Origin of the sequence: Streptomyces roseoverticillatus (assembly GCF_000719265.1) — a bacterium.
GTDB classification, from domain to species: Bacteria; Actinomycetota; Actinomycetes; order Streptomycetales; family Streptomycetaceae; genus Streptomyces; species Streptomyces roseoverticillatus.
Map to the genome: position 1 here is coordinate 90,735 of NZ_JOFL01000016.1, position 25,822 is coordinate 116,556.

Sequence of the window (25,822 nt, forward strand, 5' to 3'; positions counted from 1 at the left end):
GAGCCGGGGTTTTTCTCCTGCGCCGTGGGCGACGGTCAGCCGCGGGCCCGGACCGGCGCCTCGGCACCCGTCGCGTCGACCGCGGCCTCATCCGCGGCTGCGGCCTCGGCCTCGGCCGGCTTCGGGATGAGGAAGGACGTCGCCAGGGCGGCGGCCAGGATGACCACGCCCGCGATCATGCCGGAGGTGTAGCCCGTGGCGGACGCCGCATCGTCCGCAGGCTGGACCGCGGTCTTCACCGCGTACAGGACGGCGAAGCTCAGGCCGGCGCCCAGGTTGAACGCGCCCGCGTTGAGGCCGGGGAGGAAGCCCGGGTTCTCGCGCGGGGAGAGGACGATGCCGAGGCCGTTGAGGACGATGTTCGCCACGCCCGCGTAGGTGATGCCCACGAGGAGCGACGCCACCAGCAGCAGGGCCTTCGAGTGGGCGGGGATCGTGAGGATCATCAGCACGACGGAGGCCGCGGAGCCGACCAGGCCGACGCGCAGGACGCGGCCGTAGCCGTGGGTGGCCGCGAGGCGCCCGGCCAGCGGGCCCATGGCCAGGCCGGCCAGGGCGTACGGGGTCAGGGTCCACCAGGCGGAACCCTCGGCGCCCATGCCGAGGCCCGCGTCGGCGTCCTGGGCGAAGGCCGGGATCAGGCCGTTCATGACGGCGAAGACACCGGTCATGGTGAGGGTGGTGGTGAGCAGGGTGGCCCAGGTCGAGCGCCGGCGCAGGTGGTGCGTGGCGACGAGCGGGTGCGAGCTGCGGCCCTCGGTCCGCCAGAACAGCGCGAACGCGGCGGCGGAGACGACGACCAGGACGGCGATCAGCCCCCAGTTCGCGGCGCCGAGCTTGCCGGCCTCGTTGAGGGCGACGAGCAGCGAACCCACGGACACCACGAGGAGGCCGACGCCGGGCCAGTCCATCCGGTCCGCGCCGGGGACCTTGGACTCGGGGGTCAGGAACGCGGCGAGGGCGGCCGCGAGGACGGCGACGACGGCCATGACCCAGAACACGGACTGGAAGCCGTGCTCGTCGGCGAGGAACCCGCCCGCGAGCGAGTCGACGCCGGCGATGCCGCCGTTGACCGCGGTGATCACGCCGAGCAGGGTGCCGTACCGCTTGGGCTCGGTCACCTCCTGGCGCAGCATGATCAGGCACAGCGGGACGACCGGGCCGGAGAAGCCCTGCACGATCCGCCCGGCGAACAGCATGGGCACGCTCGTCGCCAGCGCCGCGATCACACAGCCGGCGGCCATGAGGACGAGCATGCCGACCAGGACCTTGCGGCGGCCGATGACGTCGCCGAGCCGCGGCAGGAAGAGCGAGAACAGGGCCGCCGACGTGAAGAAGGCGGTCTGCGTGAGCCCGATCTCGGCGGAGCTCGCGCCGAGGCTGTCCTCGATGCTCTTCAGCGCGGGGCTGAGCATGCTCGCGTTGAGCTGGAAGGCGATGCAGGCGGTCAGGAGTGCGGTGACCAGCACGCCCACGCGGGCAGGGCGGTGGTCGGTAAGAGAAACGTTCATGCCTCGACGCAGGGGGTGAGTGGAGCCTCGCGACACAGCGGACGCGCTGCGCGCACACAGAAAAACCCCGGGACGACGGGGAATCCCGGGAACGCCGCCGGAGCGTGGCCGCTCCGTCCGGACATCGGGTCGACAGATCACTGACAGAGCACTGACCTGCGAAAACCCCCGTCGAAGGGGGTCTGTGTTCCTTCATGGTACCCGGGATTTTCCGGGCGCTTCCGGGATCGTTCGACCACGGTCCGTCATACGCCCACGCCATCCCGGGCGGGCGGCGGGGACGTGACACGGGGCACACCCGGGGTGTGCCCCGTACGCCTTCCCGGAAGCGCGAGGGGTGAGATTCGGCCACGTTCGCCCACCCGGCGCGATCCCAGACAACCTGGCGCCTGCATTTGCCATGTACCTCGATGTCGGCACGAATGCGCTGCTCACCACGGGTGCGGTCGGCCGACAGGCGTCCACGGAGCACCCCGTGGCACCCCTTCCGTCCGCTCCGTCCCTCCCGAGGTTCCCGTGCCGACCCAACCGCCCGGATCCCACGACCGGCCGCCTCTGACTCGCCGTCAGCGTCCCCCGGCCCCCGCCGTTCCCGCGGTCTCCCGGTGGTGCCCGTGACCACCGGGAGACCGGGCGGCGGCTCCTGGGCGATCGCCCTGCCGATGCCCGACCAGAAATCGTCCTTCATCCTCACCGGCATGGCCGCCGTCCTGGTGCTGCTCCTGTGGTGGCTGATCCGGGCGGTCGCGCGGCAGGGCGGTGCCCGGCGGGCCTGCCGCCGGGTGGCCTGGGAGCTCCGGATGACCCGGCGGGCCTTCGCCGCGCCCTTCCGCGCCCGCGGGCTGCACCGGCGAAGGGTCCGCACGCTGACGTCGTTCCTCGCCGACCCCGCCGCCCCCGCGCTGGTCGACCACGCGCTGACCGGCGCGGAGCGGGAGGCCGGAGAGGGCTGCCGCGTGCCGGCGGCCGCGGTGAGCGCCGACCGGCGGCGGGTCGCGGTCGTCGTGGCCGGGCGCAGTCCGCGCGCGGCGACGACGCCCTGGCGGGACGCCGGTGACGAGCCGGGCGGCTGGACGTGGTCGGCCGACGCCGCCGCGGTCGGGGCCGGCGCGGAGGCGCCGCCCGCCCGGCGGACGCTGCCGCTCGTGGTCGGTGCCGACCGGCTCTCGGGCGCGACGGTCGTCGCCGACTGGATGTGCGGGCCGCCCGTCGTGAGCCTGGAGGGCGACGTGCGGGTGGCCCGCAGCGTCCTCCAGGCGCTGGCGGCGCAGCTCGACCTGCTCGCCGACGGGCCGGTGGTGCAGGTCGCCCGCGGGGTGCACCACCGCTACCCCGGCCGGGAGCTCGACCGGATCCTCGACGAGCTGGAGGCCGCCGCGCCGGACGCCTCCGTCGATTCCGGCGACGCCCCGCTCGTGGTGCTGGTGTGCTGGACCCCGTCGCCCGCCCAGTGGGAGCGGCTGGCCGCGCTGTGCGCCTCGGGGCAGGTCCGTGCCCTGGTGGGCGGGCGGCTGCCGGGGTACTGCTGGAGCCTGCACGCCGAGACGGGCGGACGGCTGCTCGTGCCGGGCGCCGGCCTCGACGTGGAGGCCGCCGCGCTGAGCACGGCGGTGGGTTCCGCCGTCAAGAGGTTCCGCCGCCGCGGGACCGGCTGGTGGGCGGCCCGCGACGGACAGGTCCCGCCCACCGGCCCGGGGGGCGACGGGGGCGGCCCCGTCGTGCACGGCTCCGTCCCGGTGGAACCGGTGGAAGGGGCCGGGCCCGGCGACGGACCCGCGACTGTCCCCGTACCGCCGACCCTTCCGGCACCGGCACCGGGCGACGGCGCGGAGGCCGGAAAGGTGCCCGCACCGGCCGGCACCGCAGCGCCCGCGCCCGGCCCGGACACGGCTCACAGGGCTGGTTCCCCGGTCCCGGGAGCGGCGTCCGGGCCCGCCCCCGGCACGACCGGCACGACGGCCCCCGTGCCGCCAGCACCGGCACCGAGCCCTCTTCCCGAAACCGGCTCCACGGTCCCACCGGCGGCAACGTCCGGGCCCACCGCCGGAACAACCGGCACGACACCCCCCGCCCCCATGCCACCGGCACCCAACCCTCTTCCCGAAGACGGCTCCACGGTCCCACCAGCGGCATCCGGGCCCACCCCCGTCACGACCGGCGCGAGTGCCCTCGCACCCGCAGTCCCGGCCCCGGCCCCGGTGCCCACCGGCCCGGGCGTGCCCGGGCCGCGCGAAGGTGACTTCGCCGAGCCCGGAGCCGGAACCGAGCCCGGAGCCGGGGCCGGCCGCGGTGGGCGGCCGTCCTCGGCCGCACCCGGGCCGGCGGCCCCCGGCGGTGCCGCCGTCCCCGCGGCTCCGGCCCCGGGCGGGGCGGTCCCCGGAACCGCCCCCGCCCCCGGCTCCTGGCTGGAGCCGGAACCCGAGCCCGGGTCCGGGACCGGTTCCCGTCCCGCCCCCGGCGTCTCCGCCGCCTCCCGCACGCACCCGGATCGGACCCCCGAACGCCCATGAGACTCTTCGTCAGCCTCACCTCCCCCGGTGCGCCGGGCTCCGACGCCGAGCCCGGCTTCCACCGGGACCTCGTCCTGGACGCCCCCGGCACCACCACCGTCGGCGCCCTCGCCGCGCAGCTCGCCGGTGCCGGCGACGACGGCGCCGAGCCGCCCGTCCTCCACCTCGGCGACCGCCCGCTCCCGCCCGGCGCCACGCTCTCCGCCGCCGGGCTCCGCGACGGCGTCCGCCTCGGGCTCGGCGGACCCGCCGGGCCCGGATCCGCCGCCTACGGCGCGCCCCGCGGTGAACTCCCGCCCCCGTCCCGGACCCCCGACGGCGAGCGCCTGCCGCGGGCCGCGGGCGTGGAGCTGCAGCTCGTCGGCGGGCGGGGAGCCGGCCGCGTCTGGCCGCTGGCGCCGGGCACCCACACCATCGGCCCGCAGCCGGGCGGTTCCGTCCGGCTGGAGGGGCGGGACGTGCCGCCTCCCGGGGTGCGGGTCACCGTGCGGCCCGACGGCACGGTCCTGCTCCACGCCGGGGAGCAGGGCGCGCACGTCGCGCTCTCCCTGCCCGTCCCGCCGCCCGACCGGCCGCGCGCGGACGCGCCTGCGCTGCCCCCTCCGCCGCCGGGCGACCTTCCCGACCCGGACGCCGACACCGCCGAGCCGCTCCCGCCGGGCTGGTGCGTGTGGCCGCTTGGCGGTGAGCTCGTCCTCGGTGAGTTCCTGCTGCGGGTGGCCGAGCCGACCGAGGCGGACGCCGCCCTCGCGGTCTCCGCGGACGGCGCCCACCTGGACTTCAACCGGCCGCCGCGCATCGTCCCGCCGCTGCAGCCGGAGCGCTTCGTCCTGCCCGCTCCGCCCGCCCCGCCCGCCCACCGGGCGATCCCGCTGCTGATGATGCTGTCGCCCCTGGTCATGGGCATCGGCATGGTCGTCTTCCTCAAGTCGTACTACTACCTGGTGTTCGCGCTCTTCAGCCCGGTGCTGGCGCTCGCCAACCACTGGAGCGGGAAGCGGAACGGCCGGCGCGACTACGTGGCCGCCGTCGCCGGCCACCGGACGCGCCGGGCGTCGCTGGAGCAGGACGTGCGGGACAAGGTGGACCGCGAGCGCGCGCTGCGGACCGAGGCCGCCCCCGACCCCGCGACCGCGGGCCTGTGGGCCGTGGGCCCCGGCGCCCGGCTCTGGGAGCGCCAGCGCTCCCACGCCGACCACCTCCACCTGCGCGTCGGCACCGTCCGGCAGCCGTCCCTGCTCACCGTCGACGACGCCGCGCGCGAGGACAACCACCGCTCCGTCCACTGGGAGATCCCCGACATGCCGGTCGGGGTGGACCTGACGGGCGACGGGGTGCTCGGCATCGCCGGGGAGCGCGAGGCCACCGCGGCCCTCGCCCGCTGGGCCGTCGCCCAGGCGGCGATCCTGCACAGCCCGCGCGACGTCCGGATCACCGTGCTCACCGACGCGGCGGGCGCGGCCGGCTGGGAGTGGGTGCGCTGGCTGCCGCACGCCCGGCCCGGTCAGGGCGGCGTGGCCGCCCCGGCCGCGGGCGGGCCCGCGGTGACCCTCGGCAACGACCCCGAGACCGTCGCCGCCCGGGTCACCGAGCTCGTCTCGGCCGTCCGGTCCCGCAGCCGGGCCCGGGAGTCCGGCCTGAGCGGAACGCTGACGGCCGAGCCCGACCTGCTCGTCGTCCTCGACGGGGCGCGCCTGCTGCGCGACGTCCCCGGCATGATCCAGGTCCTGAAGGAGGGGCCCGCCGTGCGGGTCTTCCTGATCTGTGTCGACCGCGAGGAGCGGATGCTCCCGGAGGAGTGCGTCTCGGTCTGCTCCGTGGGAGCCCGCGAACTCACCCTGCGCCGCACGGGGCGGACCGACGTCACCACGGCCCGCCCGGACCTGGTGGACGCCGCGTGGTGCGAGCGGATCGCCCGCGCCCTGGCGCCCGTGCGCGACGTCACCCCCGACGGCTCCGACGGTCTGCCCGCCCGGGTCGGCCTGCTGCGGCTGCTCGATCTCGAACCGCCCCGCGGCGACGAGCTCGTACGCAGGTGGGAGCGGCGGCCCGCGGCCACCGGCATGCTGCTCGGCTCGGGCTACTCCGGGCCCGTCGCCTTCGACCTCGTCAAGGACGGCCCGCACGCCCTGATCGCGGGGACCACGGGCGCGGGCAAGTCCGAGCTGCTCCAGACGCTGGTGGCCACCCTCGCCGCGGTCAACCGGCCGGACGAGATGACCTTCGTGCTGGTCGACTACAAGGGCGGGAGCGCCTTCAAGGACTGCGTGCGCCTGCCGCACACCCTCGGCATGGTCACCGACCTCGACAGCCACCTCGTCGAGCGTGCGCTCACCTCGCTGGGCGCCGAACTGACCCGGCGCGAGCACGTCCTCGCCGGGGTGGGCGCCAAGGACCACCCCGAGTACCGCGCCCTGCGGCGGCGGAACCCGGCCCTGGCGCCGCTGCCCCGGCTGCTCCTGGTCATCGACGAGTTCGCCACCCTCGCCCGGGACGTGCCGGAGTTCATCCCCGGGCTGGTCTCCATCGCCCAGCGGGGCCGCTCCCTCGGCATCCACCTGGTGCTGGCGACGCAGCGGCCCGCCGGAGTGGTCACCGCCGACATCCGGGCCAACACCAACCTGCGGATCTCCCTGCGCGTCACCGACGCCATGGACAGCCAGGACGTCCTGGAGGTCAACGACGCCGTCGGCATCTCCGCCGGCACGCCCGGCCGGGCGCTGGCCCGGATCGGGCACCGGTCCGTCCTGCCGTTCCAGACCGCGTACGCGGGCACGCCGCGCGAGGACGGGCCGGCGGAGGCCGGACCGGTCGCGGTACGGCCGGAGCGCACCGTCACCGCCGCCGGGATCCGGGCGACGGACGTGACGTGGGCCCAGCTCGGGCGTCCGGCACCGGCGGCGGGGCCGGACCTCGCCGCGGAGGACGACGCCGGCGCCCTGGAGGACCCCTCGGGCCCGACCGACCTCACCGCGCTCGTCGAAGCCGTCCAGGAGGCCGCCGGCGCCCTCGGCATCCCGCAGCAGCCCAGCCCGTGGCTGCCGCCGCTGCCGCACCGGCTCACCCTGGACGACCTGCCCGAGCGGCCCGTTCCCGCGGGCCTTCCCGACGGGTACCTCGCCCCGGTGCCCTGGGCGCTCGCCGACCTGCCGGGCGCCCAGCGGCAGGAGGCCCTGGAGCTGGACCTCAGCGCCTTCGGCCACCTCTACGTCATCGGGACCCCGCGCTCGGGCCGCTCCCAGGTGCTGCGCACGCTCGCGGGGGCGCTCGCCCGCCGCCACTCCACGGCGGACGTGCACCTGTACGGCATCGACGCGGGCGGCGGCTCGCTCGCCGCGCTCACCCCGCTGCCGCACTGCGGGGCCGTCGTGCCGCGCGGCGACCTGGAGCGCCTCGGGCGGCTGCTCTCCCGGCTCATGGCCGAGACGGCCCGCCGTCAGGAGCTGCTGACCGCGCACGGCGCGGGCGGGCTCGCCGAACTGCGGTCGCTGCTGCGGCCGGAGGACCGCCCGGCGCACATCGTGGTCCTCGTCGACGGCTGGGACTCGCTGGTCGCCCTCCTCGGCGACCTCGACGGCGGGCGCCCCGTCCAGGAGCTCACCGCCCTCATCCGCGAGGGCGCGCCCCTGGGCATCCACGTCGTCGCCACCTCGGAGCGGGCCCTGCTGACCGGCAAGGCCGCCGCGCTCAACGACGACCGCCTGCTGCTCCGCCTGACGGACCGGTCGGAGTACACGCTCGCGGGCATACCGGCCAAGCAGGTTCCCGAGCTGGTGCCGCCGGGCCGCGCCTGGCGCGGCGGCAGCGGCACCGAGATCCAGGTGGCCCTGCTGGGCCGGTCCGCGCAGGGCGCCGCCGCGCCGGCCGGCGGCCGCGACCAGGCGGAGGCGCTGCGGGAGATCGGTGCGCGGGCGGAGCGGCGCGACCGCGACGTCCCGGCCGGGCGGCGACCCGCCAAGGTGCTCACCCTGCCCGCGAAGATCTCCTTCACCGAGGCGTACGACAAGGTGCCCGAGGCGCGGCGCCGGCCGCTGTGGGGCCTGCTGGGCATCAGCGGCGACGACCTGGCCCCGCTGGGCGTGGACTTCGCGGCGGACGCCCCGTCGTTCCTGATCAGCGGCCCGCCCGGGACGGGTCGTTCCACGACGCTGGCGTCCCTCGCGGTCTCCCTGCTGGCCGGGGGCACGCGGGTGATCGCCCTCACCCCGCGCGAATCGCCGCTGCGCGGGCTGGCCCGGCACCCGCTGGCGACCGTGCTGGAGCAGCCCGATCCGTCCGGCGAGGACGTGCGGGCCGCGCTCGACGCGGGCACCGGCCCGGCCGTGGTGCTGGTCGACGACGCGGACCTGCTGTCCTCGATGCCCGCCGCCGACGAGGTGCTGCGCGAGATCGCGGCCACCGGTCGCGACCGGGGCCTCGGCCTGGCGGCCGCGGGCGCTCCGGAGACGCTGACGTCCGCCGGGTTCGGCTGGCTGGGGCAGGCGCGCAGGGTCCGCAAGGGGCTGCTGCTGGCCCCGCAGTCCCCGAGTGAGGGCGACATGCTCGGAGTGCGGCTGCCGTACGACCTGCTGCGCTCGCGGCCCGTGCCCGGGCGCGGGCTGACGGTGGATCCGGTGACCGGGGCGCTGGTGTCCCTGCTCGTGCCGGAGACCGTGCTGCAGGAGGGGTGACGACGCACGGGGCGCCCCCGGCCCGCGGGCCGGGGGCGCCCCGTCGTGCGCTGCCGCTGCGGTCAGCCGCCGTTGGTGCTCTTGGCGATGTCCGCGTCCATCTGCGCCACCGCCGTCTTGATCTTGCGGAACTGCTCGGCGAAGGTGGTGATGCCCTTCATCGCCTCGGACAGCGACTGCGTCAGCTTCTCGTACGACATCTTCATCGCCGGGCTGCTCTGCTGCATGAACAGGCCGTTGTCCAGCAGGCCCTCGACGGTGGTCTTGGTGGTCTGCAGCATCGGCACGATGTGCGTGACGGCGTCGTCCATCGTCTTGGAGACCTTGTCGATCTCCACGTAGTCGATGTTGATGTTGCCCTGGGGCATGGTGGCTCCTTGCGGGTGATCCCGGGTTGCGGGTGATCCGGGTGATCCGGGTGAGGTGATGCCGCGGCGGGGGCGGCCGGGGTCAGGGTTCGAGGCGCCAGCCGGTGTCCTTGTCCGCGCTGTTGCTGACCCACTTCTGCGAGCTGCCGTCGGGGGTCTCGACGGTCTTCGTCCCGCTGCCGTCCTTCTTGACCTCGACGGTCGTGGTCGTCTCGTGGCCCTTGCCGTCGACGGTCGTGTCGATGGTGCCCTTGACGGTCCGTTCCTTGCCGTTCTTGTCGGGACCGGTCGTCGTGTACGTGGTGCGGGAGGTCCGCTCCCCCGTCTGCGGGTTGAAGACCGAGGTGGTGTCGCCGCTCGTGGTGGTCTTCTTGCCCTCCGTGTCCGTGGTGGTGCTGGTGAAGTTGTTGGTCGTGGACTTGCGGCCGTCGGGCGTGTCCGTCGTGGTGGAGCGGCCGTTGGAGACCGTGACGTTGCCGGTCCCGTCGGTGGACCGCGACTCGTAGGTGCCGTCGGGCTGGTAGGTCGTCGTCTCCGTACTGCTCAGACCGCTCTTGCTGGTGACGGTCGTGGTGACCGACTTCAGCCTGTCGCCGTCGTACGTGTACGTGGTGGTCGTGGTGTTGCCGCTGGGGTCCCGGGTGGTGAAGGAGGTCGGCTGCGCTCCCGGGTCCTTCGGGGCGTCCGGGTCCTTCGGGTCGGCCTTTCCCTCGGCCACCAGCTTCTGCCAGGCGTCCCAGGCGGCCTTCTGACCCTTCCACTGGTCCGCGGCGATGGCGGCGCCCTGCTCGTTCGCGGCCTTCGCGTGCCGGGCGTCCCAGTCGAACCAGCCCTTCGCCACGTTGTCGTAGAGCTCTCCGAGCTTGTCCAGCTTCTCCTCGGAGTCCCGGAAGGCCCCCGTCCACCGGACGTAGTACTGACGCACCGCGGTCCTGGCCCCGGCCGAGCCGATGTCCTCGACCGAGGCGTCGGGGGTGTTGGTGCGCGCCTCGTGGACCTGCTCCTTCAACGAGCGGGCCTGCTTCGCCACGTCGTAGAGCAGCTCGTAGTCCACGGCTATGTCGGGCACGGTCGCTTCCTCGGGGTTCGCAGGGACCTGTCACTCCGACAGATGACCGTCCTGCGCGATCCGTTCACTCGGAACAGGAAAGACTTCCGTACCTTTGGTGACTTCCGGCACAGAGTGAACCGAAGCGGCTCCGATCCCATCGGACAGGTTGACCATGCGCCGCCCCAAAGAGGGCGGCGCAGTGCGCGGCAGGGGGGAAGTACGAGGTGGCCACGCGTCCCGGTGACTGGAGTGCTGTCGGGCTGAGCGGGGACCCGACGCCCGGCGACCCCGCCGTCATCAACCGCCTGGCCGACGCGATGCACCGGCTCGCCGAGACCGCCGGAACGATCCACGACGGCCTGAACGCCCTGCAGCAGACCTCCGGCGAGGGGCAGCGCTTCATCGGCAAGACGGCGGACGCGCTGCGCGGCAAGGTGGACGAGCACCTGAACAAGTTCGCCGGATCGGTCCGCGAGTCGTTCCTGATGGCCGAGACGGCACTGCGGGCCTACGCCACCGCCGTCGGCGACGCCCAGACGGCGGCCGGCCAGGCCCTGAACGCCGCCCAGGGGCTGGCTCAGGACGACCCCCAGCGGCAGACGCTCACCGAGCGCGTCTCGGCCGCCCGCGGCACTCTGGCCGCCGCCGTCACCCAGCTCGGTCACCGGCTGACCGAGGCGGGCGAGCGGATGCAGCAGCCGACGAGCGCCTGTGAGACGTTCTGGAAGGTCTTCGAGATCTTCACGATCATCTTCTCCGTCCTCGCCATCTTCACCGGCGGCCTCCTCGGCATCCTCGCCTGGGCGATGAACGCCATTCAGTTCGTGAAGGTCGCCGTCGACTTCAGCCAGGGCAAGGCCACGGGCCTCCAGCTGGGGCTGGCCTTCCTCGGCATGCTCTTCCCGTCCACCAAGGGCATCGGCGGCACCCTCAAGGCCCTCGGCAAGGGCCTCAAGGCGGGCGCCACCGGCTTCATGAACCAGGTGGGGCGCATCGCCCTCATGACGGGTACGAGCCGCCTGGTGGTGGCGCCCATCCTCCTCGCCTCCAAGCTCGGTGGCGGGCTGCGCGGCTTCCTGCCCATGCTCTGGAACGGTGTGAAGGGCCTCGGCCGCGCCGGCCTCGAGGACTGGGTGAAGATCACCGGGGGCCTGAACGGCGGCTGGGCCAAGGCCGGTGCCTACGGGGCGGTCACCCTGCGCCGGCTCGGCCGGTTCATGGTGGCGGCCCTGGTGCCCCTCAACTTCACCGAGATCGGCGTCCTCGGTTTCCGGGGCGCGGCGGCCCTGGCCTTCGGCGACCGGGTGCTCGGCATCCCGCAGTACTCGCTCCGTCAGATGATGGCGAGGGCGGGCGATCTCGAGTACCTCATGAAGGCCGGCGCCCCGGCGGCCGGGGCGGGACGGGACGCCTGGTCCGCCGGCCGGGCGGGAGAGCACCTCGGTGCCGGCCCGTTCGGCGGCCTCCGCTTCGGCCCCGGCTTCGGGTCGGTGTCCACCGACCTGTTCCACCTCTCGCTGACCCGGACCCCCGCGCTCGACTTCACACAACTGGGCTTCGCCAAGCTGGGCGACGTGCTGATGTCGCACCCCGGCGCGGCCACGCACGCCGGCACGGGCGCCACGCCCGGCCTGCACGCCGTCTCCGGCCTCGTCACCCCGCCCATGCCGGGGAACTTCACGCTCGGCAAGGCCGGCCTGGCCGTTCCGGCGTCGGCCGCGGGCGACTCCGCGATCACCTCCCTGACCCACCTCGACGCCTCCCTGGGCCAGGTCCGGCTCGACAGCAACCTGCTGCTCCCGGCCGACACCGCCCTCGGCGTCGTGCAAGGGGCCCGCCACCCCTCCGGGCTCTCCCTCCTGACGGACGTGCCCGTGACGGGGCACGGCGTGGAGGCGCCGGGAGGACTCGCGCAGAGCCTGGGCGCCCTGGACGACGGTAACGTCCTGGCGCGGAGCGCCATCGGCCACGCCGAGGACTTCTCCGACCTGAAGCTCCCCGAACTCGTGGCCCTGCAGCAGGGCGACGTCACGGTGCGCGGCATCACCGCGGACGGCATCTCCCTCCGCATCGGCCGGGAGACCGACGTGACGGTCAACGCCCAGACCCTGACGTCGCTCGCCACCGGCTCCCACGGCGGCGTCCCGCACGCGGCGCCGAACGCGGCGGTGCCGCACACCGGCGGCCTCCCCGGCACGGCCGCGATCCCGGACGGCGCCGTGGCGAACGCGGCCTCGCACACGGCGGCGCCGCACGGCGGGGTGCCGGGCGCACTGGCCGCGCAGCCCGTCCCGCCAGTGACCACGCACGTCGCCTCCCCGCCGCACGGCGCGGCGGCCCCCGCGGCCCACGGCACCGCCCACGCCCCCTCCGGCACCGCCCTCAAGGACGCGGCGCCGCAGGCCCCGCACCCGGTGAAGGGCGCCGACGCACCGACGCCGGTGCCCGCGCCGAACAGCCGCGAGCAGGCCCTCGCCCTCCTCAAGGGCGACGACGCCCGCCCCCGCAGCGCGGGCCTGAGCGCGTCGGCCGGCACGCCCGCGGGCGGCGTCTCCTCCCGCTCCGCCCTGGACGCGGCCGGGGTCTCCCCGTCCCGCGTGGACACCCAGGCCCTGGACCTGGTGGCCCGGCCCGGGCGCCCGGCCGAGGCCGCCGGGGAGCCGCGGCTCGCGCAGGCCGCCCCGCAGCCGCCCGCGCCCCGGCCCTCGCACCCCGCAGCCGCGGGCGACGGCGTGGCGCCCCGTGGCGGCAAGGCCGGCCACCCGGACGGCCCGACGGGTCCGGGCGACCTCCGTCCGCCGTCCCGGCCCGGGCAGGCGTCGCCCCTCGGCCCGGCCGCACCCGTGCCGACGCACGTCGAGGGACACGCCGCGGCCACCGTCAGGAACCAGCTGCGGCTCTCCATCGGGCACGTCATCACGGGCGGTGCCGCGGACGGGGCGACGGCCGAGCTGCGCATGCAGCGCTACGTGGCGTACGAGCACTCCCTCGTCAACCTGCGCACCGCGCAGCGCGACGCGGGCGCCGGCGCCCCCCGGACCCCCGGCGCCGGACCCTCCACCGGGCCCACCCGGGTCCGGTCCGAAGCGGCGACCCGGCTGGACGCCGCCGTGACCGAGGTCGTGGACGCGCGCAGAGCCCTGCGGGAGATCGGCGTCGACCCCGATGCGATGCTGAACGAGGTGCGGACGCTGAACGTCCGCACGGTCCTCGAACGCGGCGGCACGCCCGGCGGTGCGGAACGGCCCGACCTCTCCCGGGTGCTCGCCGACGAGGCGGCCGGCACCCCGGCGTCCCCGGCGGTGCACGGATCCGACGACCTGGCGGAAGGGCCGCTGGACGACCTCGCCGTCCCGGACGGCGGACCGCTTCACGGCGGGGCGGCCCCGGAGATCGCTCCGGTGCCGCCGGCCCGCCACGAGGTCACCGTGGGCCAGGTCGAGAACCGGTTCGCGCAGGCCGAGGGCCGCCTCACCGCGGAATTCACCGGCGCTCCTCTGGCGTTCCTGGGCAGGCAGCCCCTCTACGGAGCCTTCGAAGTCGGCATGACGCAGCGGATGCCCGGTCTCACGCAGGAACTCGCCAACCGGTTCCTCCAGACGATGGACGAGGCCACGCAACACTGGTTCGTCCTCGTACGGGCGGGCGACGCCGGCGCCCGTGAGGGCACCCTGCTGCTCACCCCCGCGGTGGAGCGCTACGCGCAGGCGTTCGCCAACGGCGAGTTGTTCCACACCCCCCACGTGACCCCAAAGGTCATGGACCTGTTCGAGGAACTCACTCATCACCCCGCGCTCCCCCGGCCCATGGCGGCGGACAACTACCTCGCCTCGGGCTACATCCCGTACCAGCCGGGCGTCGCCAAGGGTGCCGGCACGATCGGGAACGCCGTCATCCGCCGGAACCCCGGCACCCACGTCGGCGCGGAGTTCGTGTTCACCCCGGAGATGACGGGCTGCGCCCTCGCCGTGACCGACGTCACCGACGACACCTTCCGGGCCTGGCACTACCAGTCCCCCAACGGAATGTCACAGCGTCAGTTCGCCGCCGCCTTCCGGGCGGAGCGGTCCCCCACCGACTGGTTCGGCGACGCGAGCTACCTCGGCCCGATGCCCGACGGGTACCGCAACGGCGCGACCAACATCCTCTGGCGCCGGGAGGACGGCTCCTGGCACATCCTGAGCCACGAGTACCGGGCACCGCTCAACCTGGAACTCGGCGCCTTCACGCTGCCCCGCGAGCCCTTCGCCCAGCCGCTGCGCCTCACGCCGGGCAACGAACTCGCCTACACGAAGAAGATCTACGACGGCATGCGCGAGGCGGCCGACACCGCGCTCCAGAAGAAACTGCTGGAACACCTGCAGACGCGGGGCATCGGACCCCGCACGCTGAACGAGCTCCAGGAAGTCGTCCTCGAACCGATCACCCGCACCATCCTCGGGGAGGACGCGCCGCTCGCGAAGGTCACGGACTTCGAGGAGCTCGCCACGACGGTGACGACGCTCAAGGCGCAGCGTCAGACCACGGCGAAGGGCGTCCGGCGGGCCCTCGACGACCTCGCCGTGCCCGAGTCCCTGAAGGGCAAGATCGAATGGAGCGTCGGGGAGTTCGAGAACTCCGGGTGGCTCACCGCGGCCACCGAGGCCGAGGCCCGCATCAGGGCAGGGAACCACGTCACCGCCGGGGCTCAGCCGCCGGTGAGCACCGGAGGCGCGACGGTCGCCGAGGCCGGAGGAACCGGTCCCGTCCCTCCGGCCGTCCGCCCCGCGGAGACCAGCCCCGTCCCTCCGGCCGTCCACCCCGCGGAGGACGCGCCCGCGCCGGTTCCGCCCCCGTCCGGCAACAAGGGCAAGGGGCGAGCCGACGCCCAGGAGCCCCAGCCCCTCCTCTCGTCCGGCGGGCGCCCAGACGCTCAGGAGGCGGCGCGGGTCATGCAGGAGCGGATCCGGGTCCGGCAGGAGATCATCACCGGCGGCACGACCGGCCCCGAGGCCGAGGTCCGGCTCGCCGCGTGGGACGCGTACGAGTTCGCCCGGACCGATCTGGGCCGGCTGCAGGAGGGCGTCGAGCGCGATCTGCACACCGGCCCCTCGGCCGGGCCCACGAGGAGTCAGCAGCTCCTGCAGTCGCAACGGGACGCGGCCGAGGGCGAACTGGCCCACGCGGAGGACTGCCTCCGCGAGCTCGGCATCGACCCGCGGGCGACGAGCGACCGGATCGACGATGCCGTGGCGAGGATCCGGACCGGGGACGGGACCGCGCTCGGCGGTTCACGGCGCGGAGAGCTCCCGCACACCGACCCGCCGCAGACGGCACCGGCGCACCTCACCGACGAGGCGACGGACTCCGGCGCGCCGGCCGGCGGGCCGGACGAGCCGGTGCCGGACGAGGCCGTGCCCGGCGCGCTCGACGAGACCGTGCCCGGTCCTGACCACGCGCCGGGGCCGGTGACCGTCCCCGCCCTCCAGCCCGTGGCGCCCGTGGGGCATGTCGACAACCCGTTCGGCGCGCTGGAAGGTGCCCGGTCCGAGGCGTTCGCGGCCGACCCCGTGCGGTTCCTCGACGCCCACCCCGTGTCCACCGAGCTCGCCCGGGGCATCCGGGAGCGGATGCCGGGTCTGAGCCTCGGGCAGAGCAACGCCTTCGTGGACAGGATGGGCGGCTGGAGCCGGCACTGGTTCGTCCTGCACCGGGACAACAGCCTCCCGCTCAGCCACCGCACCGTGATACTCACGCCCGCGGTGGAGCGGTACGTCCAGGCGTTCGACAGCGGCGAGCTCTTCCCCGATCTCGCCCTCGTGCCCCGGGAGACCAGGGAACTGTTCGAGGGTCTCCGCACGCATCCCGGTCTTCTCCGCCCGCTGTCCGACGACCACTACCTCTCCTCGCACTACATCCCGTACAAGACGGGCATCGCCAAGAAGGACGGCGACCTCGGAAGCACCGTCATCCCCCGCACCCCGCAGGGAGGAAACGGTTCTGCGTTCGTCTTCACCCCGGAGATGAACGGCTGCGCGATCGCCGTCACCGACGTCACCGAGGACACCTTCAAGGCCTGGCACTACCAGTCCCCCGGGGGCGAGGCCCCCAACGCCTACGCCACGAGGTTCCGCGCGGGGCGCGGTGGTGACGGCTTCAACGGGCCTCCCGCGCCGGAACGCTCGGTGCGGGACTGGGTCGGTGACGCGATGTACCTGACGCCGGAGCACGGTTCCCGGCGGTGGAAGGGAGCCACGAACGTCCTCCGGCACCGGTCGGACGGCACCTGGCACGTCCTGAGCCAGGAGTACCGGGCGACCGCCACCGGGCGTGGCCTCGAGGACTTCGCCCTGCGCCGGACCACCAGGGAGTTCCCGCTCGACCTCACCGGCGGCGACGTGCCCGCGTACACCCGGCGGATCTACGACGGCATGCGGATCGAGCACGGCCTGGAGATCGAGGGGGAGCTCGTCTCCGTCCTCGCGACGCTCCGCAACGACCCCGGGCTGGCGGGCTCGCTGCAGAGGAACATCCTCGACAGGGTCTTCGAAACCCGGCTGGCCGAAGAGGGCGAGCTCGCGGCGGCCGGTGACTTCAAGGCACTCGTGGAGACCGCGCAGAACCTCGGGAACCTGCGCCTCGGAACCGCGGAGTCCCTCCGCCGGGTCCTGGACGGCACCACGCTGGACGCCCCCCTGAGGGACCGGCTCAACGGCATCGTCGAGCGCTTCGGGAACCCGCGCTGGACCCGCGAGCTGGAGCGCGAGGCCCAGGCCCGGCTCGATGCCCTCGCGTCCGGGCACGCCCCCGCCCCCGAGACCGCCCCCGGGACCGGAACGCTCCGGATCTCCGAGCCCGCGGCCGGCCCCGGCGAAGGCCACCTGCCGGTGACCCGGGCCCGTGACGCGTACGCGGAGGCGTACGCCGAGCACGCCCGCGCCCAGTTCGAACTGAACGAGTGGAACGAGCGGTTCGCCGGCGGGGCGGGCCCGTCGGCCCTGCCGTCGGGCCCCTCGCAGCCCGAGCTCCGGCTCGCGGCCGCCGAGGACCGGCTGCACCGGGCCGGGGAGGAACTGAGAGCTCTCGGCGTCGACCCGCAGGGGGTGCGGGCGGAGATCGAGGAGACCATCACGCGCAGCGGGAAGGAGAGCAAGGGACTGCCCGGCGGCATGCGGCGGACCGACCCCGGCGAGGGGACTTCCGGCACCGGACTGCCGGACGCGGGACCCGAAGGCGCCGTACCGGAAAATCCGGTGCCCGACGGCATCGTGTCCGACGGCATCGTGCCGGACACCCTCACCACAGCCCCGGCCCCCGCTCCGCCGGCACACGCCGCAGAGCCGGCCCCGGCGCCGCTGACGAACCTCGCGCCGCAGGACGAACGGCTCACACGGGCCTTCGTCACGGAGCCCGAGGCCTTCTTCACGTCGCACGTGGTCTCCGTGCGCTTCGACGTGAACATCGCGTCGAGGTCGCCCTGGCTGAACAGTGGCGACATCGCAGGCTTCCTGGACAAACTGAACACCTGGGAGGGCCGCCACTGGTTCGTGATCCACCAGGCCGAGGGCCGGCCGGCCCGGGACACCACCGTGATGCTCACCCCGGCCGTCGAGAAGTACATCCAGGTGAACGCGGACCGCGCCGGGCTGGCCAAGTACGCGGACCGCCGTCCCCCGGTGGCGCGGGACGACGACTACCTGTCCCCCGTGTTCCTCCCATACATGAGCGGACTCCCGAACGTGAGCGCGAACGGGAACGTCGTCTCGCACATCGGGACGGTGCGCGTTCCCAGGGTGCCCGGCGAACACCCCGGGTCCGAATTCGTGGTGACCCCCACGATGAACGGCTGCGCCCTGGCCGTCACGAACGTCGACGAGACCGGGTTCACCGCCTGGCACTTCCAGTCCCCCGGCAGCAGCAAGGGTGCCGACATGCGCTTCCGCCTGCATCAGGACCGGCAGGTGGTCGACTGGTTCGGCGACGCGGAGTACGAGACGCCGGTGAAGCGAGGGCAGTACCAGGCCGCCAACATGCTGTGGCACGACAGGAGCAGCGGGCAGTGGAAGATCATCAGCCAGGAGAGCGACATGCTCTACAGCGACAGGGGCGCATGGCTCGGGCTCTCCAGGACGAACGACCTCACCCGTGACCTCCGCCTGGAACCGGGCGGTGAGCTGACCTACACGAAGACAATCTACGAGGGGCTGGAGACCACGTACCGGCGGAGGGTCGACCTCGCATTGGAGAAGATCGACAACAAGGCCGTCTGGAGCAAGGAGCAGTACAAGCTGCTGACCAGCGATCTCATCGCCCCGTACAAGCGGCGCATGGACGAGTTCCGCAGGCAACTGGCGGCCCAGCAGGACTTCGCCGGACTCGCCGACCTGGCCGCCGCCATCAGGGAGCGGCAGACGCTGTCCGAGGAGAACATCGGGCACGCCGTCGATTCCTGGTCCAAGCTTCTGGGGCCCTTGGAGTCCCAAGGGGGTCTGGGAGCCCTCTGGAAGACGTCCAGGCCCTTCGACACGCGCATGGACAACCTGCGGGTGTTCCTGCGCGAGTACCACAACGTGGGCTGGGCGGAACACCTGCAGTCCGAGGCGCGTGGCCGCCTCGGACAACCCCCGCAACCCGGGGCTGACGGGTAATGAGAAGTTGTCATCACCACCGGCACCGCCCGGTCCCGCACCTGCACCTGCACCTCTGACGGAGCCCCCGTGACAGTCCCCGCCCAGCCGGCCGCCACCCACCGGGTGGCAACCGGCGACCCCAGCGCCCACCCCGGCCTCGCGTCCGCCCTGGCCGCGGCCGCCGAGGGCGACGAGATACGCATCGCTCCCGGCGTCTACCGTGAGGCGGTGCGGGTCGAGCGCAGCGTGGCCCTGCGCGTCCTCGGCGCGGAGGCGGGCGGACACGGCGGGGCCGTGGTCCTGGCCGCTCCCGGCGACGGGCGGCCCGCCCTCGAAGTGGCCGCGGGCGCGCGGGTGGTGGTCGACGGACTCGCGGTCGAGGGGGAGGCCGCCGACCGGCCCGCCGTCGTGCTCGCGGGCGGGCGCACGGAGTGGTCCGGCGGCCGGATCGGCACGGGCCGGCTGGAGGTGCACGGGGACGCCGCGCTCACCATGACCGGAACGGTCCTGGCCGGCGCGGCCCTCGCCGGGATGCTGCTGCGCACCGGCGGAACCGTCGTCCTCACCGACTGCCGGCTGCTCGGGACCGACGGCACGGGGATCGTCGCGGGCGGGTCGACCCGCGTCGAGCTGCTCCGCACCGACATCCGGGACACCACCGGGTCCGCGCTACGGGTACGGGAGGACGCCGCCGTCACCCTGCGGGAGTGCCTGATCGACGGTGCCGGCCGGAGCGGGCTGCTCGTCGAGGACCTGGGCTCCGCCCGGCTCACCGACTGCCGCATCAGGGCGTGCGCCACGGACGCCGTGCGGGTGCTCGGGAGTTCCCCCGCGCCCGGGGCGGAGGCGACGGACCCGCAGGAGGCGGGCGCCGGCGTCCGGCTGCACGACTGCGAACTCTCGGGCGCCGGCGGGGACTCCGTACGCGCCGACGGCCGGGGCGAGGTGGAGCTGGCCTTCTGCACGCTGCGCGACAGCGGCGGCTCCGGCATCAGCGCCGGGGAGGACGTCCGGATCCGGGTCACCGGCACCCGGATCGTGCGCACCGGCGCCGCGGCCGTCGTCGTCCACGGCTCCGCCCGGCTCACCGGCCGCGAAACCGTGATCCGCTCGTCGGCGGCCAACGGACTCGTCGCCACCGGCGACGCCGTCGTGCACCTCGACGACAGCGCCATGGACGAGTGCGCCTACAGCCCCGTCCACGCGGGCGGCAGCGCCGAGATCCGGCTGCGGGGCCTCCGCATCACCAGGACCCCCGAACACGGCGCCCACCTGGTCGCCGGCGCGCGGGCCGTCATCGAGAGCACCTGGATCAGCGACTGCGGCATGTCGGGGGTGGACCTCGCCGACTCCGTCCGCGCCGAACTCCGCGGCGTCGCCGTGCACCGCACGCGCAACGGCGTGACCGCCGCCGGCCACGGCCCGACCCTGCTGCACGGCTGCGAGATCGCGGACAGCGAGCGCGCCGCCGCGGTCCTCGGCCCCGGTGACCAGGAGGTCACGGGCGGCAGCCTGGTGCGGGCGGGCACCGCGGGCCTCGTCGTCGAACCCGGTGCCGCGCCCCGGGTCACCGGCCTGGAGATCCGGGACGCGGCGGGCTCCGGCGTGGTGGTCGCGGGCGGCGCCGAGCCGCGGCTGAGCGGAGTGCGCATCCTGCGGCCGGCGAAGAACGGGCTGATCGTCGACTCGGGAGGCGGCGGCGTCTTCGAGGAGTGCGAGATCGTCGCCCCCGGCTTCCCGGCCGTCCACCTCGCCGGATCCGCGGCCCCGGTGCTCCGCCGCGTCCGGGTGCAGGACGCCGCCGAGGACCTGAGCGCCGAGCCGGACGCCGAGCCGGTGGTGGAGGAATGCGTCTCCGTACGGGTCGGGTCGGCGCAGTGGCCGCAGCTCGCCGGCGCCGCGGGCCGGAAGACGCCCCTGCCCGCCGGGGCGGAGCACGGGGCCGCCGCCACGGCGGGGGCCGACGGTGACCGGGAGGAGCCGGAGGAGAGCCTCGACGACCTCCTCGGCGAGCTCGACCGGCTGATCGGGCTCCGCCGCGTCAAGCAGGACGTCGCCTCCCTCGTGAAGCTCATGCGGATGGTCCACCGCCGCGAGGCCGCCGGGCTCGCCGCCCCGCCGCTCAGCCGGCACCTGGTCTTCGCCGGGAACCCCGGCACCGGCAAGACCACCGTCGCCCGCCTCTACGGCCGCATCCTCGCCGCCGTCGGGCTGCTGGAGCGCGGCCACCTCGTCGAGGCCGACCGCTCCTCCCTGGTCGGCGAGTACGTAGGCCACACCGGGCCGAAGACCCAGCGGGTCTTCCAGGAGGCCATGGGCGGCGTGCTCTTCATCGACGAGGCGTACTCACTCGCCCCCGCGGCCGGCGGCGGCAACGACTTCGCGCAGGAGGCCGTCGCCACGCTCGTGAAGCTGATGGAGGACCACCGCGACGCCGTCGTGGTGATCGTCGCCGGCTACCCGGACGAGATGGAGCACTTCATCGACTCCAACCCCGGCCTCGCCTCCCGCTTCAACCGCACCCTGCTCTTCGAGGACTACGACGACGCGGAGCTGGTGCGGATCGTGGAACAGCACGCCGCCTCCCACCAGTACGAGCTCACCGAGGAGGCACGGGACGCCCTCGGCGCCCACTTCTCCGGCGTCCCCCGCGACCACCGGTTCGGCAACGGCCGCTCCGCCCGCCAGGCCTTCCAGGCCATGACGGAGCGGCAGGCGTACCGGGTCGCCGAGATCGAGGCGCCGTCGGAGGCGGACCTGGTCACCCTCACCCGCCAGGACGTGCCGGAGCCGGCGGGAGCGCCGTCCGGGGCGGTGTAGCACCGGACGGGCGTACGGGCGTATGGGACCGGCTCAGCCGATCTGCCACTTCTGGTTCTTGGCTCCGTTGCAGGTCTGCAGCTGCAGCCGCAGTCCCTTCGAGCCACTGTCCGCGGCTTCGACGCACTTGCCGGACTTGGGGTTCACCAGGGACCCGTCCCGCTGGATCGCAAAGGCCTGGGTGGGCTTGCCGTTGCAGTCGGCGAGCTGGACGGCGGTCCCGTTCGCCGTCGAACCGCGCTGCGTGTCCAGGCAGAGCCGGTCGTCGTAGAGCGTCCAGACCTCGCCGTCCGGCCGGAACTCGAACCGCTGGCGGCTGTCCCCGCTGCAGCCGTCGAGCTCCAGCGGCGCGCCCTCCTTCGACTTGCCGCCGACGATGTCCACGCACCGTTTCGCGGCGAAGCCCATGACCGGGCCCTTGATCTTGCCGTCGTCGAGCTTCGGGGGACGCGGGATCTCGGGCTTGGGCGGCTGGACGACGCCCTTCTTCGGGGGCTCCTGCGGCTGCGGCTTGATCCCGCCGTCCCTGAAGGCCGAGCCGGGATCCTCGTGCCCGGAGCCGGAGGAGCCGCTGGAACCGCCGGAACCGCTGGACCCCCCAGAACCGGAACCAGAACCAGAACTACCGGAGCTGGAGGACCCGCTGGACCCGCTGGAACCGCTGGAACCGCCGGAGCCGGACGCCGAGCCACCCCCGGAACTCCCGGATCCGGATCCGGACCCCGACGCGGAGCCCGATCCCGTCCCCGAACCGGAGGGCTGACCCGATCCGCCCTTGCCACCGGTGGCACCACCACTGCCACCGCCCCCGGTGCTCCCGCTCCCCGTCGGCTGTGCCGCCCCGGTGCCCTTGCCCGTGTCCTTCGAGCCGGACGCCGAGGACTCGCCGCCACCGGGCTTCCCCGGATCCTTGGCCGCAGAGACCTTCTTCGTGTCGTCCGAGGTGAACTGGATCTGCTTCGCCAGCGGAACGGCGCCCACGGCGAGCCCCGTCACCGCCGCGGCGGAGGCGAGGGCGGTCCACACCCTCCTGCCCGGCAGCAGGCCCCGCCGGGGCACGGACGGGCGTCTGGCGAAGGCCTTCGAGAATCCGTCCCGAAGTCCCGTGTCCTGGGGCGGCCCTGACGGCCCGGATGATCGGTTCGTGCGCTCGGGTGACACGTCATCTCCCGTGTGGGTGCGAAGCGGTAATGGCAGCGGTCGAGCCCGGCCGCGTGCGGCAGTGCACCCCGGTCCGTGCGTCCTCCACTCCATAGGAGGAGATTTCGCCCCGGCGGGATCCGTTTCCCGGCAACCAGTTCGACAGAAGTGACGGCACCGGCCGACGGGCCCACCAGCGACAGCTCGCCCAACACGTCGAGCCCGGCGCGCGCTTCGACATCCCCGGCCGCACGACCACGGACTGGTCACGCACTGGTCACACCGGCCCCCGAACCAGTCCGGAAAAACAGAAAAACCCCAGCTCAGCTGGGGTTCCTGCTGGTGTCCGAGGGGGGACTTGAACTCTCCTCTCGGGCACCAGCCCACCAGGCCTCTGACCTGCAGAAACACCAGTTCGTAGGGGCTGACTGACGCCCCAGAGTACATGCCCCTTCCTGGGCGATTCCGGGTGCTCCTGGGGGCTACTGGTCACGCGCTGGTCACGCGTCCGGCCTGCGCCTCGCCGATTATCTGGACGCCCGTGCGGATCGTCGGCGGCAGGCGCCGGCAGCGGCGACGCACACGAGGACCAAGATCACCACTATGGCCAGGCCACGGGTAACGCCCCAAGTCGTACCGACCAACGCCTCTTGTGTACCCGCCTCGGCGGACAGTCGCATGGAGGTCTCAACGATCGCCACCACAGGGACCAAAAGCTGACAAGGAAGACGGTAGGGCCCGGTGCGTGCACACCGCCCTGCGAGTGCGCAGATCGGCCCCAAGAGGAGAGCGAAGACGCACCACAGGGCGAGCATCGAGAGGAAGTCGCCCCACGCGAAGGTCAAAGCCCCTGAACTCGGGCGGCTAAAATCAGGCGTCCTGAAGTCGCCTTGAGCCGCCTTCGTTATGTAGTAGGCGAACACAGTAACCACTAGAGAAGTGAAGCCCATTATGGCCGCATTTTTTTTCGAATCAGCCAAAACCCCGGACACAAAGGCCACCAGGGCATACATCCATCCTGCGACCAAGGTGACGCTGGCTGCATGACTTACCTGCCCGCTTACCGATTCCAGGATCGGGCCAGAGATTCCAACGATCACGCCGCCTGCGAGAGTAAGTGTGGCAGTCGATAATGATGAACGCACGTGCAGGACCTCGATGCATGGTATGTAGGGTGCCCGCAGCCTACCGGCTCTCTACGCATTCTGCTAGGTTGCAAGCAAAAGACCCGAAGGCCTGACTATGCCGCGCAGCACGCGCAGCCAGCCAGACCTTCGGTAAACGGGAATGCGAGCGCACTAGAGCTTAGTAGACGCCCCAGTAGGCGTTGCAGGTGTAGGCGGCGCCGGCTGTGATCCCAGCCTGGGCCCAGACGTCAGCTTCCTGAACGTCCTTGTCGGTGCCACCTGCGAAGGCCACGCTGGCGGAGTGCTTCTTGTCCGGGTGAATGTAGTTCGAGTAGCACCTCTTGCCGTTCCATTCGGCCGTGGTGCCGTAGTTCCAGGTCCCGCCACCGACGCTTGCGGGCGCTATCCGGGCGACACCCGACTTGGGGGACGCGTCCACATTGAAAGACGCCATGCCCCACTCGGTGGGCTTCTCACCGTGCGGGCCGATGAGCTCAGCCGGGGGCGTCGCCCCCTTGGCCGCTGTAATGACCTGGAACTGCGGGGCGGCCGGGGCGGCCGCAGTGGCCGGTCCGGCGGTGACGAGTGCTCCAGCGGCAGCAAAAATGGAAACCGTGGCGAGAGCGAACTTCCCGGGCTTCTTCAACGTAATCTCCGTCTGCTAGCGGTCACAACATGTCTCCTCATGCTCTGTCACTTGAGTTGACGGGAGCATCTTGCGTACATGCCGACCTCACCGAGAAGCCATCTTTGAGACGAGCACCCCCCGAATTCGGGCAGCCCGCAAAACCGAGAGAGACAAAACATCTCTTCTCGCATAAAGACAGCATTTTCCGTCACGTTAGCCATTTCGACTATCATGCTCAGATTTCGATCCTGCTGAGCAACTTGCGATACGTACGGCGGGGCTAACCTCGCCGACATGGAGACACTGGAAGTCACCTGCCGGCCCTCCATCTGCCGGAGTCCCAAACATGCCGCAGCCCCCTTCGGCCGGGTGAGGCCGAAGGGGGCTGCGGCATTTTGTCTTAGGTCTCAGAGGAGCCCGTGTCCGGGAGGTTGGGGCAGCGATGGGGAATCGGGACGAGGATGCTGGGGCCGCTCCCGCACACCATGTACCGCTCGATCTCCTGCCCACAGGTCTTGCACTTAGCGATCATGCGAGCACCGCCATGCCGTCGGGGGTACGGCAGACCTGCACGGAGCTCAGGCCGGTCCCTGGCGTGATGTACAGGGCGTCCGGGTAGTCCCAGCCGGCGATGGCCGCCTGTAAGGCCTCGCGACGGTGGTGGCGTCGGCGCTCTTCTTCTTCGCGCTCCCTGCACACTTCCTCTTCGTGCACTTCGAGGAACCGAGGCACGAGAGGGCGCGTGTCGGGCGGCATGACGTACCGGGCGAGGTGATGAGGCGGGATCGGCCAGCTCCCGCTGCAGATCACGTAGGGCGGCTGGGTCGGGGGGGTGCGGTACTGGGGCGATGGTGGGGCGGGTTCGACTGTGCTGGCCACGACCAGGCAGTAATACCCGCAGTACCCACAGGAGGGCACGACCGATAGGGTTTTGCATGCGTCTCAGCTCCTGAATAGCTGGTGGCGTGCGACCCCGATAGCCGGTCCTACGCGGCTGTCGGGGTCATTTTTGTGATCGTGACGCTACGCTCCTTCACTACTCTTGTCTACGCTTAGCGCTTCTTAGCTACCCTTAGCGAGGTAGGCGTTGTGCGGGCTGATTGTCTACGCTCAGCACATGGCAGCCAGCAAGATCGATTACGGGTCCCCGATCCCGCCGTATCAGCAGATCGCGGCGGACATCATCCGGGACATCAACGCTGGCATCTATGAAGTCGATCGCCCCATCCCGTCACAGCCGACACTTGTCGACCGGTATGGCGTTGCCCTGAGGACTGTGCAACGGACGATCCGCCACCTTGTGGAACTGGGGTACGTCTACACGGTTCCGAAGCGCGGAACATACGTGAAGGCACGCAAGGCTGCTACGGAATCCTGAGCAGGACGCA

The 25,822-nt window shown here is 73.1% G+C and carries 10 protein-coding genes; 5 read left to right on the top strand and 5 right to left on the bottom strand.

The features are described 5' to 3' along the window. Positions 1–35: 35 nt before the first annotated feature. Positions 36–1,511: a uridine transporter UriT gene (uriT, locus tag IF61_RS0119510; protein WP_052392827.1), complete on the bottom strand. Its 1,476-nt coding sequence runs from the start codon at positions 1,509–1,511 to the stop codon at positions 36–38. Positions 1,512–2,125: 614 nt separating this feature from the next. Here uriT and IF61_RS33435 point away from each other — a divergent pair. Further along, complete coding sequence (locus IF61_RS33435; protein ID WP_052392828.1) at positions 2,126–4,021, top strand: hypothetical protein; 1,896 nt, start codon at positions 2,126–2,128, stop codon at positions 4,019–4,021. After that, complete coding sequence (locus IF61_RS0119520) at positions 4,018–8,691, top strand: FtsK/SpoIIIE domain-containing protein (protein ID WP_030367738.1); 4,674 nt, start codon at positions 4,018–4,020, stop codon at positions 8,689–8,691. The genes IF61_RS33435 and IF61_RS0119520 overlap by 4 nt, the downstream gene beginning before the upstream one ends. 62 nt (positions 8,692–8,753) lie before the next feature. Here IF61_RS0119520 and IF61_RS0119525 read toward each other — a convergent pair whose 3' ends face one another. Continuing rightward, positions 8,754–9,059, bottom strand: a complete 306-nt coding sequence (locus tag IF61_RS0119525) for a hypothetical protein (RefSeq protein ID WP_030367739.1) — start codon at positions 9,057–9,059, stop codon at positions 8,754–8,756. Between the two features lie 82 nt (positions 9,060–9,141). Continuing rightward, on the bottom strand, positions 9,142–10,128 hold the full coding sequence (locus IF61_RS0119530) for a WXG100 family type VII secretion target (RefSeq protein ID WP_030367740.1): 987 nt from the start codon (positions 10,126–10,128) through the stop codon (positions 9,142–9,144). A 206-nt stretch (positions 10,129–10,334) separates the two neighbouring features. Here IF61_RS0119530 and IF61_RS32440 point away from each other — a divergent pair, with 206 nt between their 5' ends. Both IF61_RS32440 and IF61_RS0119540 read left to right on the top strand, forming a co-directional pair. Beyond that, the gene (locus tag IF61_RS32440) at positions 10,335–18,737 is read left to right on the top strand and encodes a hypothetical protein (protein WP_043189824.1); all 8,403 of its coding nucleotides are present in this window, start codon (positions 10,335–10,337) and stop codon (positions 18,735–18,737) included. Between the two features lie 69 nt (positions 18,738–18,806). Next, complete coding sequence (locus IF61_RS0119540) at positions 18,807–21,539, top strand: right-handed parallel beta-helix repeat-containing protein (RefSeq protein WP_030367741.1); 2,733 nt, start codon at positions 18,807–18,809, stop codon at positions 21,537–21,539. A gap of 33 nt (positions 21,540–21,572) precedes the next feature. On the opposite strand, the gene IF61_RS35355 is transcribed toward IF61_RS0119540, so the two are convergent. Together IF61_RS35355 and IF61_RS0119555 are read right to left on the bottom strand one after the other, a co-directional pair. Further along, entirely contained in the window at positions 21,573–22,598 is a 1,026-nt protein-coding gene (locus IF61_RS35355; RefSeq protein WP_157848628.1) for an RICIN domain-containing protein, read from the bottom strand. A 1,386-nt stretch (positions 22,599–23,984) separates the two neighbouring features. Continuing rightward, entirely contained in the window at positions 23,985–24,452 is a 468-nt protein-coding gene (locus tag IF61_RS0119555) for a lactococcin 972 family bacteriocin (protein WP_052392830.1), read from the bottom strand. 1,099 nt (positions 24,453–25,551) lie between these two features. Between IF61_RS0119555 and IF61_RS0119570 the strand changes: the two genes are divergently transcribed. Then, entirely contained in the window at positions 25,552–25,812 is a 261-nt protein-coding gene (locus IF61_RS0119570; RefSeq protein WP_030367746.1) for a GntR family transcriptional regulator, read from the top strand. Positions 25,813–25,822: the final 10 nt, after the last annotated feature.

Excerpts from the sequence above, each read along its gene's own strand:
- uriT (WP_052392827.1), bottom strand. The coding sequence starts at position 1,511 with ATGAACGTTTCTCTTACCGACCACCGCCCTGCCCGCGTGGGCGTGCTG.
- IF61_RS0119520 (WP_030367738.1), top strand. The coding sequence starts at position 4,018 with ATGAGACTCTTCGTCAGCCTCACCTCCCCCGGTGCGCCGGGCTCCGAC.
- IF61_RS0119525 (WP_030367739.1), bottom strand. The coding sequence starts at position 9,059 with ATGCCCCAGGGCAACATCAACATCGACTACGTGGAGATCGACAAGGTC.
- IF61_RS0119570 (WP_030367746.1), top strand. The coding sequence starts at position 25,552 with ATGGCAGCCAGCAAGATCGATTACGGGTCCCCGATCCCGCCGTATCAG.